This is a genomic window from Streptomyces sp. NPDC111802, from assembly GCF_055634335.1.
Genome location: NZ_JBVKCZ010000108.1, coordinates 1 through 8,594 on the forward strand (window position 1 = coordinate 1; position 8,594 = coordinate 8,594).

Annotated in this window: 4 protein-coding genes; 2 read left to right on the forward strand and 2 right to left on the reverse strand. The window is 62.9% G+C overall.

Features of this window, described 5'->3' with window-relative positions:
* Positions 1–125: 125 nt before the first annotated feature.
* Positions 126–476: a hypothetical protein gene (locus tag ACZ7NC_RS43440; protein ID WP_471497525.1), complete on the reverse strand. Its 351-nt coding sequence runs from the start codon at positions 474–476 to the stop codon at positions 126–128.
* A 552-nt stretch (positions 477–1,028) separates the two neighbouring features.
* Here ACZ7NC_RS43440 and ACZ7NC_RS43445 point away from each other — a divergent pair.
* Both ACZ7NC_RS43445 and ACZ7NC_RS43450 read left to right on the forward strand, forming a co-directional pair.
* The gene (locus tag ACZ7NC_RS43445) at positions 1,029–5,480 is read left to right on the forward strand and encodes a DUF4011 domain-containing protein (RefSeq protein WP_471497527.1); all 4,452 of its coding nucleotides are present in this window, start codon (positions 1,029–1,031) and stop codon (positions 5,478–5,480) included.
* Positions 5,481–5,873: 393 nt separating this feature from the next.
* Positions 5,874–6,887, forward strand: coding sequence for an LCP family protein (locus ACZ7NC_RS43450; protein WP_471497529.1), 1,014 nt, complete (start codon positions 5,874–5,876; stop codon positions 6,885–6,887).
* Positions 6,888–6,890: 3 nt separating this feature from the next.
* Here ACZ7NC_RS43450 and ACZ7NC_RS43455 read toward each other — a convergent pair whose 3' ends face one another.
* Positions 6,891–7,994: an acyltransferase family protein gene (locus ACZ7NC_RS43455; RefSeq protein WP_471497531.1), complete on the reverse strand. Its 1,104-nt coding sequence runs from the start codon at positions 7,992–7,994 to the stop codon at positions 6,891–6,893.
* Positions 7,995–8,594 lie beyond the last annotated feature (600 nt).

Here is an 8,594-nt window from a genome sequence, read left to right on the forward strand (position 1 = left end):
ACCGGCCCACAACCTGACATCAGCAAGGCCCCCACCCATAACCACACCAACGACCAACCTGGCCAGCAGTCACGACAAGCACCGTTGCAGTACTAACAGCCTGCTTCCGAGGTGAAGCGAGGCACTCAGTCTCTTTCAAGGCCTCGAGGACCTGGGTGGGCCTGGCGGTGCTTCGCTTCGCTGCTCATCACCGTGGACTCCAGGCGTTCCTCGATCCGGTGAGTGAGTGGTGTGCGTTGGTCGAGCGGTGCCTGGAGTGAGGAGGCGCGGCTAGGGACGATCAGCGCGTCCCAAGGGGTGCCGGGGAGGACGACGCTCTGTTCGTCCAGCGCAGTGAAGGCGTTGTCGATCAGCCGCCCGGCCATGGACGGTGCCTTCGTACGGCTCACGGCGATGAGGCATCGACGCCAGGCCTTGCGGATCTGGGCCGGTGAGCGCACCTGGTCCAGCGGTCTGAGTACGGCAGGGCGTTGCACGGGCGCTCCCGGGACGGGTCGAGATGCGGGTGCATCTGCACGAACAGGCCTCGGGGCCGGTTGGACGGGCGAGTTGCTTCAGCCCTGCGGACGAACCAACCGTGGGTGTGAGGCGTCTCCCGGGCGGCGCCGGCGCTGATAGATGCGTCGTTCGCCCTGGTATTGGCCTCACGGGGATATCGGTTGACTATCTGCTGCATGGTCAGTCCCGGCCGGGAGGCGACGTGGCAGCCGCGGTCGCAGGCGATGGGCAGGGGCCGCCGTTGGGGGTTGACCTGGTCGAAGACGAGCAATGTGCCCTGCCTGGCCGGCAATCTGACGAAGATCTCGTGGAGTTCCGAACAGCCCTGAGGAGCGGGGCCCCGTTACTCCCAGGTGCGCTGCGGCAGTCGTGTGCATTTCCGCTGGCCAGAGATCCTGGCCCGTACCACCACTCGTGAACGAAACCGGCATCGGTACGGATCGGCCATCTCGTCGGTCGGTCTGGCGTCGGGTGCGGATCGAATGGTGCACAGACTGGCGCACCACACCGGCAGCGTAAATACTTGCCGTATGTCCCATTTATCAGGTTCTGAAGCGGCCCCGTCTGGCAACGGTGGCTCCGTAGGTCGTAGCGAGCCGGGCGACCCCTTACAGGCTGTCCTAGTCTCCTGGCGCGATTCGCTGGTCGATCTCGGTCTACGCAATCGTCTGCTCAATTTCCGTCATACCAGAAACACCACCTTGGAGATCACAGCGCCTGATTCCTCCACCGTGCTGGCAGGGCTCACCCATGGCTGGTCCTTTGCTCTCGTCGAGGAGAGCCCCAACGAGGAGGTGGGAGATGGGTCGGCCGGAGCCAGGCGGAAGCCTCTGGAGCACGAATCTCCCGTCTCAACCGGCGGCTTCGGAAGTGCCTCCGGCCTGGTGACACAGAAGAAAACACAGGCAGGGCTGGACGACACGCTCAACCGATTGCGGCAGAAGTCCGGCCAGATGTACAACGACTACGGGCTGTGGGTCCTCTGGCTCGGCGTCGGCATGCTGGCCTGGTGTGACGACGGCGCCGGGGAGCCGCGATCCGCCCCGCTGCTGTTGGTGCCCGTGAAACTGCGCCGGGACGGACGACGGCAGACACGCCTGCATCTGGCCGGGGATCAGGATCGCATCCACAACCCCGCTCTGGCGGTGAAGCTGGAACGGTTGGGCGTCGACTGGAGCTCGGTCATCGACAGTGACGTGTCCGATCCAGGGGCGGTGCTCGCGGCCGCCCGGGAAGTCGCCCGGGCGCAGGAGGGCTGGTCAGTCGACGCACGTGTGGTGGTTGGCCTCTTTGCCTCGCACAAGGAGGCGATGTGCCGGGACCTCCAGCAGAACGAGGAGCGCATCCTCGCTCATCCGCTGGTCCGGGCAATCGGCCTTGGGCCTCACGCAGGGCCGTGCCAGGAGCTGATCGACGTCGAGCCCCCGGAGATTGACCGTATTGACGAGATCCAGTTGCCTGAGCGCACTCCGCTCGTACTGGACGCTGATTCTTCCCAGCGGCAGTGTATTGCCGCCGCGCTGGGCGGCCATTCCTTCGTGATGAGCGGCCCGCCTGGTACGGGCAAGAGCCAGACGATCACCAACATGATTGCCGCACTCATGTATGTCGGTCGTTCGGTCTTGTTCGTCAGCGAGAAGGCGGCGGCGCTCGATGTGGTCCGCAACAGGCTACGAGCTGTCGGCCTTGGCGACTTCGTATTGGCCCTGCACAGCGGCGACACCAGTAGGAAGGCCGTCGCAACGGAGCTCGCACGGGCATTGACCACCGAGGTGCGGGGCGTCGGCATAGCAGAGCACGAACGGGACCGTGCGCGCAGACTGCGCGAGGAACTTTCCGGCTACGCGGAGGCCATGAACGAGACACGTGCACCGCTCGAGCGCACCCTGCATGATGTCCTGGGCCGCCTGGTTCTATTGGAACGAGCCGAGACGCCACAACTGTATCTCGGGGCCAAATGCACCGGCGCCATTCGCAAGCTCAGCGCTGGAGAGTTCCAGGGGCTCATGCAAGCGGCCCGCACGGTCAGCCGCGCCTGGCGCCCGGCAGTAGAGGGAGAGACATTCGTTTGGCGCGGTCTCAAGGGCACTTCTACTCCTGCCTCGGTGCTCAATGAGGCCGCTGAAGCGCTTGAGGATCTGCGCATGGCCGTCGAGCATCGCCCCTTTGCTGCCACGATTCCCGAACCACGCACGATGCACGCTGTACGGCAGATGATTCAGACACTGGAAGCCGGCTTATCTCAACCCGACTTGACAAGGGGTGGCCTTGTTGGCGGTGGAACGCCGGACGACCTGTCCGGAAGCCTCGCTCACCTCGCCGAGCTATTTGGACTGCCCAAGCCGGACACTGCTCAAGCCGCGTTCCGCCTGCTGGAACTCGCCGATCTCGCCTGCGCGGACAAGCGACCACCTGCGCGTTGGCTCGCAGAAGAAGGGCTTCGCGAAGCGCACCGAGCCGCTGAGGCGTTGGGAAAGGCACTCGCCGCTCGCGCGGCCGCCCGCGCGGCCGCCCAGGATGTCTTCAGTGATCAGGTATTAGACGCGGAAGACCTGCCGGCCCTGGTCGAAAGATTCGCCGAACAACACCGGGGCATGTTCGCGCGCCTGTCCGTCCAGTTCTGGGAGGACCGTACAGCGGTGGCAGCGCTCACACGCATCGGGACCTGGGACAAGACGCTGCCTCAACGCCTTAGCGACGCGCTGGCCTGGCAGATCACTGCACGAGACGTCACCCGGCTGGCTGCGCGCCACGAGGAGGCGCTGGGCGGATACCTCTGTCACGACGAGGCCGACCTGCCTGCCTTGGAGAGCGTGCTTGTCATGGCGGATCGCATCACTGAACTCAGTCGCGACGTCACTCATCGCGACCTTCTAATTGCCCGCTTGGCTGATGGTGCCGAGCCGGACCCGCTACCGGGGCTGCTGGCTCGTGGCATCCGCGCAGCCCTGACTGACTGGTGTGACACGGCGACGCGGCACGCCGATCGCTGGTCGCAATCCTCGGCTGCCTTGGCGGACTTGTTTGAGGAGCTCCGGAAGGCGCAGCTGTACTGCACCTTGTTCGGCACGCTCGATCAGGCCCAGCAGGCGGTCGATGAACTCCGTAGTGACCCCCACGGTCCGGAGGAATGGCAGGCCTATCGCTCCGGCCTGAGTGTTCTGGCACGTCAAGGCATTGATGCACTCATTCGGCGCGCCGCAGAAAGAGATGTCTCTCCCGAGCAGTTGCCGACGCTCGTGGAGCAGGCGGTGCTAAAGAGCTGGGCCGACGACATCTTGGCCACGGACACCCGGCTCGCCGTTACCCGCTCCGCTGACCTGGATGCCCGCGTGGCGGACTTCCAGGAGGCCGACCGCAGGTTGGTCGAGGCGGCGAGTAAAACCGTGATCCAGGCATGTCTTAAGCGCAGGCCGTACCGTTTCACCAGTGGACCGGCTTCCGTGATCAAGCGTCAGGCGGAACAGAAGCAAAGTCAAATGCCGGTGCGGGAACTGCTCGACCAAACCCGAGAGGTTGTCCGGCTCATCAAACCTTGCTTCATGATGAGTCCGCTAACCGTAAGTCAGCTGCTGCCTGCTGATTACCACTTCGACGTGGTCATTTTCGATGAGGCATCACAGGTACGCCCTGCCGACGCCGTCAACTGCGTCTATCGAGCAGACTCCTTGATAGTGACCGGCGACGAGAAGCAGTTGCCGCCCACCGCGTTCTTCGATTCGGCAGTCGAGTATGACGCCGATAATGAGAGCGCCGAAACGTTCGAATCTCTGCTGCATGCCTGCAAAGCGGGCTCCTTGCGAGAGTTTTCCCTCGGCTGGCATTACCGCAGCCGTCACGAGGATCTGATCACGTTCAGTAACAGGTCCTTCTACAGCAATTCCATGCTCACATTTCCAGGAGCCCTGGATCAGGGTAATGCTGTCGGTGTCGCTTTTTTCCATACAGAGGGCGTGTACGACCGCGGCGGTCGGCGAGACAACCGCATGGAAGCGGATTTCGTTGCCCGCCGGGTCATCCATCACTTCGACACCCGTCCCGATCGCAGCCTGGGCGTCGTCGCGCTCTCCCAGTCGCAAGCCGCCGCAATCGACCAAGCCGTCCAGCAGGCCCGACTCCTTCGTCCAGATCTGGACCATTGTTTCACCGAAGACCGGCTCCACGGGTTCTTCATCAAGAATCTCGAATCCGTCCAGGGTGATGAACGCGACGTCATGATCATGTCGATCGGGTATGGGCCTGACGAGAATGGAAACATCAGCACAAACTTCGGCCCCATATGCAAAGAAGGCGGCTGGCGACGGCTCAACGTTGCCATCACTCGAGCACGTTTCCGCATGGAGGTCGTCGCTTCTTTCCGCGGAAGGAGCCTAGCGGACAGTACAAATGATAATATTCAGCACCTCAAGCGGTATCTGGACTACGCCGAGAACGGCCCCTCTGTCCTGGTGCCGTATGCCGCGCAGGCCGGTACCGGACCGGATGCCCCGTTCGAGGCGTCGGTCCTGCAAGTGCTTCGCGACTGGGGCTACCAGGTGGAATCGCGGGTCGGCGCGGCCGGATACCGCGTCGACATGGGCGTGCGGCATCCTCAGTTCGCCGGCACCTATGCACTCGGCATCCAGTGCGACGGTGTGACGTACCACTCGTCCAAAACGGCACGGGACCGTGACCGGCTACAAGAGGAGGTGCTCGCTGGGCTGGGGTGGCAGTTGCATCGGGTCTGGGGGAGCGACTGGTATCGCGGCGGTCCTGCCGCCGCGCTGAGACTGCGTGAGGCAGTTGAAATGGCTGTCGCGCGAGGACCTGTCCCGCATCGTGAGCCAGCCGACCTGACCACCAGCCTCACACCGGAGGACCTAGCGGGGGATGCCTCGGATACGCGGGAGAATGTTCCGCTCACCGGCGCACTGGCCTCTCCTGTGCCTGGAAAGCAGGGGTACCGAGCAGGTGACGGCGGCACCGGCTCGAAGGGACCATGAATGCGTTCCGCTATATCAGAGGGCTCGGGCCGAACCGCTGAAATCAGGAGACCATGTGCGAGCAGCCTGTCCATGCAGGGTGGGCTCCGCACGTTGACATGGGCTTTCGTCTCTTCGGGACAACTGGCGATGAGGATGGCAAGCCGCGCGCAGGTTGACGATGTTTGATCTTGGCACATGCGCGGCTTTGGCGCTCCCATGCATCGCGACGGTCGCACGGCTGATGTCTTTGACTCGGCAACATCCGTCTATGTCCATAACAGTCTGCGTTGTGTCGTGTTTAACCGAGACGAAGCATGCCCGAAGCCTTCGGGATGACGGCTATGAGTCTGCACGAGAGGTATCGAGGCCATGACGCAGGGTGGACGGTCAAGCCGGCAGGTGTGGCGCTGGATGGCGCTGAGTTTCGTCCTGCTCCTGCTGACCGTGAGCGGTGTCGGCTACTGGCTCTACAGCAACCTCAGCGGCAAGATCACGGGGGTTGACCTCGCGGAGGCGCTTGGGGACGATCGGCCAGTAAAGCGGCCTACCACGGGGCAGAACATCTTACTGCTCGGTTCTGATTCGCGATCCGGGGCCAATGCCTCGCTCGGTACCGGCAGGATCGCTGGGGCACGCTCCGACACGGCGTTGGTGATCCATATAGCCGAGGGAGGTCGAAAGGCCGTCGCCGTCAGTATCCCGCGCGACACCCTGGTGACCCGGCCCGTATGCACTGCGAAGGAAGGCTCCCTCCTTCCCTCCGCGAAGCGCGTGATGTTCAACTCGGTCTACGCGATGGCCGGCTCGCCCTGTGTCGTCAAGACCGTCGAGCAGATATCGGGCGTGCGGATGGATCACTTCGTGGAGATCGACTTCGTAGGCTTCAAGGAGTTGGTAGATGCGATTGGCGGGGTGACTATCACCTTGGAACGGAGCATCCATGACAAGTCCAGCGGCCTGGACCTGAAGGCGGGTACCCACAAGCTCAACGGCACTCAGTCCCTGCAGTTCGTCCGGACGCGGCACGGCATCGGGGACGGCAGTGACCTCGGACGCATTGGACTGCAGCAGCAGTTCCTGATCGCCTTGCTGGGTGAGATCAAGAAGCAGGACCTGCTGGGCAGCCCCTTTAAGGCCTACCGGATCGCCGACCAGTTGACTGCGTCGCTCACCACGGACTCCGGACTCGCTTCCTTGAGCAAGCTGGCGGAGTTCGGCCACAGCATGAACGGTGTCGATCCATCCACCATGGAGACGATCATGTTGCCTGTGCGGTACGACATTCAGGACCCGAACCGCGTGGTGCCCGCCCAGCCCCAAGCCAGCCGGTTGTGGCAAGCGCTGCGCACGGATCAGACGATCCCCGAGTCGGCGAAGAAGTCGCCCACGAAAGGCATTGGCTCCCGGCCGCTCAGGGATCCGTGATTGTTAACGCGGCGCTTGGGTCGCATTACCGCGGTGAATGGGCTCCTGCCTGTGAAGGTGCTTGTCTCCGTCCTTCTTGAGCAGCCACTCCAAACGCGGTGCCATGGCGAACCGAAAGGTGCGTTGCACGGGCCGAGTGCACAGCAGGGTGACGATCGTGGCAGCTAGCAATGTCACGAAGACCACGCCGAGCGGGCCATGGAGCCACCTTGGCTCGAACCAGCCCCAGTACTCGCCGGCTTTCCTCGGGAAACCGTGCAGTAAGTAACCGTACAGCGTGCCGGAACCAAGTCTCGTGAACCAGGTCTTCCGGCTGGGCACCCACGACAGGAAGCATGCGGTCAGAAGCATCGCACAGCCGAACATCGCCAGAGTCATCACTGGACCGGCCCACCAGGGCGCGCCCAGCTCTGGCGCCGAGTCGCGGCGGTAGAACCACCCGGTGTTCACCCGAGGCGCCACCCACCATCCAAGGGTCAGCGTGGCGCCGAATACCGGAACCGACGAGATCCGCACAGAGGGTCGACGGACGAGTCGGAAGTGCTCGGGTTTGAGAGAAAGACCCAGTACGAAGCAGGGCAGGAACTGTAAGAGGCGCTGCATGTCCAGATCGTCGCTGATGCCCGGGGAGACAGTGGCCAGCATCGCGATGACGAGCGCGAGCGGGACGGGCCATCGCACGACCTGCCAGATCGGTGTGGTCAGCCGCCAGACGAACAGCGCGCACAAGAACCAGGTCAGGTAGATGGGATCCAATACGCTGATCGCTTGGTCCGGGTCGTTGTCGAGGTAACGCGCAAAGAGTGCATAGGCGGTCTCGAAGACGACATACGGCACGGCGACGCCAGTGATCAGGTTCCTGAGCCGGCGTCGGCTCAAGTCGAAGCCGCGGGAGAAGTATCCAGCGATAACGACGAATGCCGGCATGTGGAAGGTGTAGATGACATCGTACGCGCCCTGGAGGACTCGATTATCCATCTTGAGCGGTTCCCAGGCGTGGCCGATGGCCACGAGTGTGATCGCTAGATACTTCGCGTTGTCGAAGAATGGGTCGCGCTGTTTGAAGGGAATCATTGTTTGGCCGGAGGGCGCGGCAACGGTAGGCATCCGGGTAGTCTAGCGGCGTCTCAAGCCTCAGAAGGCGCGGTCGTATCTGCAGAAAATATCGCCGCGGCAACCAGTCATGGGCAATAACCTTCACGTGATCATGGTTGCGCTTTGCTTGTCCGCGTATTACGACTACGTCTATTAGATTTGCGTCTGCTGCCTTGCCTATTTATCCTTGGATGATCGATCGGGTCTGATGAATCGCATTGAGCGCGAGTTGGCATCGTTAATCAGCCCTAGCGGGGGTGAAGACGGTATGGCGCAGGCTAATTTTGTCGAGGTCGACGGAACTCCGGCCGTCGGTAGCTTCGGTCGTAACACAGTGATCCGAAGACATCGAAAACGGACCTTCCTCGACAGTGAGGAAGCCGACTCTGTGTCAACTGATCCTGTCCGCCCGGTACTACGTGGTGCGCAAAGGCGGCGTGGGCGTTATCCGATGTGCCGTGACTGGTGCGTTCGAGGCTCTGTAAGCTACAGGGTCGCCAAATTTCCTCGATTACCTCACCTGCGGCAGGACTTCGCCGCCTCGTTGGTCGTCTTCCTGGTCGCGCTGCCGCTGTGCGTCGGCGTGGCCGTCGCCTCCGGAGTGCCCGCCGA